General features: G+C 47.7%; 2 protein-coding genes. Both read right to left on the bottom strand.

All coding sequences use genetic code 11. The features are described 5' to 3' along the window. Window positions 1–833 precede the first annotated feature (833 nt). Entirely contained in the window at window positions 834–1,691 is an 858-nt protein-coding gene (locus MO867_RS21480) for a PA4780 family RIO1-like protein kinase (protein ID WP_252472950.1), read from the bottom strand. Then, window positions 1,688–1,825, bottom strand: a complete 138-nt coding sequence (locus MO867_RS21475; RefSeq protein ID WP_252472948.1) for a hypothetical protein — start codon at window positions 1,823–1,825, stop codon at window positions 1,688–1,690. The genes MO867_RS21480 and MO867_RS21475 overlap by 4 nt, the downstream gene beginning before the upstream one ends. Window positions 1,826–2,676 lie beyond the last annotated feature (851 nt).

Genomic DNA, 2,676 nt, shown 5'->3' with positions numbered 1-2,676 from the left:
GACCAGAGCGCTGCTTGATCAGGCCTGTTGAACACCAGAATTGACAATAACTCCTCAACCACATCTCTTTCCATTTCCATTCCTTGATTCCACCACCAGTAGCAAAAAGTAATAATGCCATGAATTTAAGAAAAGATCATTTTTCCGAACGAGGCATTATCTGGCTATCCCAACAACACCCTGGAGGATATCAATATAGCTCTTATGAAACTGTGCCAGCCATATATGTGCTTGAACCTTACTCTAAAGTCACAACCTAACATCAATAGAGATTCCCACGCTCCGGACTGATTACATCCCCTGCGAGCACCAAACTCAGGCCTAATGAGCTTGTCATCCGTGAGGAGTTGCACCCCTAGTTTGAACCTACCTGACCAGCGGTAGCGGAGCCTTGTCGTGGTAGCATATATAGCTGGCGATTACTTCTGGCCCAGCAGACCAGCAAACCCCTGTGACTGGCTTAGGCCAACGTAACTGCATGCCTTGGCAAAGGCCCAGGGGTGCCTGCTGAGCACTTATACTGGCGCATCGATCGTAGATATAGAATAGGAAGCCCTGCCCCTGGATAGCTTGCCCTCACAACGGTCTCGGGGCACAACTTGTAAGTTAATGGCACCAGGCACGTGAAGACTCCTGGCGAAGCCGGTGATACCAATAACAGGGATGATGAGACAAGATTCTAGATACGAACACCGCTGATATCGAGCGGACGGGGGCTGGCAACATGCAGCGTTGCCAGCCCAGAGAAGGCAAGGCCACAGAGAGCAACAATGCCTTACATCCTCTTCAGCTAGAGTTTTCTAGCTATGAATTTTTGTACTGAAGTATCTTATTCACACTTCACTTTCGACATCAGCAATTCGCTCTTGTCGTTCTTGCTCCTCCAGCATTACCGCCCGAATCTCCTCAAGCACGGCATCCACATCGGCACTTTCACTGTCACCCTCATATTCACCGGTAAGCGCTGAATTAGGATCAAGTTTACCTTCTGTAAATAACGCCCACATTTCGTTGGCGTACTGCGTGCGCAACAAGGCCGGAGAAAACTCACCATAATAGCGCCGCATATTATTAACGTCGCGAATGAACATCTCTTGTGCATTGTTATTAGCGGCAGCATTAACCGCTTGCGGTAAATCGATAATCACCGGTCCGGTGCCATCAACGAGTACGTTAAACTCTGACAGATCACCATGGACAATACCCTCACATAGCATAAGTTTAATATAATGCATCATGAGGGCGTGATCTTCACTCGCCTGCTCTTCTGACATCATCACATCACCAAGCCGCGGTGCAACATCGCCCACTTCGTCGGTGATTAATTCCATCAATAGCACACCATCAACACACCCGAAAGTTTCTGGTACACGCACACCGGCTTTACCCAGCTGGGATAAAGCATCGACTTCAGCATTTTGCCAAACTTCTTCCTGCTGCTTACGACCATAGTTAGAGCGCTTTTCCATGGCACGCGCTCGACGACCATTGCGAACCTTTCGTCCCTCTTGATATTCAACGGCTTTTTTAAAGTTGCGCTTAGCCGCCTCTTTATAAACTTTAGCGCAGCGGATACTGTCACCGCAGCGAACAACAAAAATGTCTGCTTCTTTTCCGCTCATTAACCGGCTGATAACCTCATCGATCAATCCATCATCAACAAGAGGCTTTAGGCGTTGGGGGATTTTCACTTATTATCTTCTACCGGTAATAGACCATCGATCATTATTTTCAATATCTCTCTATCTAGTTTTCTATTCACCAACAACATAGCGACCTGCTCGCCGGGTTTCGGCCCAACCATCGACTGATGGTAAACGGCCAAGCTTGTAAAGCTCCCTTTGCACCGAAACCACAGAATAAATGGGCAAATAGACACTTACCGCCGCTATCATTTAAGGCTTTGCTTTTCGCACTCCTTATCGCTAGACCCGCTAAGACCAGCAGCCTGAAAGATACTTGCTAGTCACAACTCACACCATCAAGCTGACTCCAGGCCTCTCATAGTTTATCTCATGGATACAATAGAGATCAATGTTGGTATCGACCCAAACTGTAGAGGACTACCTCCCGAACCGGGACTCACTGTTCATTTTTCAACACCCCCAGTGATTACAGGCATAGAGGACGCCTTAAAACTACTTTAAAAGCCAACCTCTGCCCAGGCCCTCACAGAGCCAAACCGGCCACTCAAGGCTCAGCCCCCCAAGATAGTCATAGCCAGGCACACTCATACCCAGCTACCCACCGCTTACGATCCCCCACCCCGAGGTCGTAAAACCGACAATCAAGGTGAAACGCGGTAACAGAGATAAACACTAGAAATCCACTACCAATTTAACGCCCCTGGTCATCCCGGATAGCTAATATCGCACCAGTCGCAGGCACCACCACGAAAGAGCTGTTGTGTAGAGAAAGGAAACTCGAACAAGAGGAATGCTGATCACTAGCAGGCTGTTAAAATGAGCACTTGTCCTTGGTCGCGGAAAAACTAAAAACGATCCTACCCACCAACGACGGACCCTCTCTTAATCGATAGACTACGCAACAGAGGTACCCTATGACAAGATAAAGTAAATCAGCCAAACATTATAGGTAGCACAATAAGAAAATTCATTCTTAGGTGCTGATTGAACTTTCGACGTTTCCAGCTAGCAATTGAAATGACTGTAGCCT

The organism is Microbulbifer okhotskensis (genome assembly GCF_023895975.1).
In the GTDB taxonomy this organism is placed as follows: domain Bacteria; phylum Pseudomonadota; class Gammaproteobacteria; order Pseudomonadales; family Cellvibrionaceae; genus Microbulbifer; species Microbulbifer okhotskensis.
Note: the sequence above shows the minus strand (reverse complement) of the source record. Positions and strands in the feature narration are given on the sequence as shown.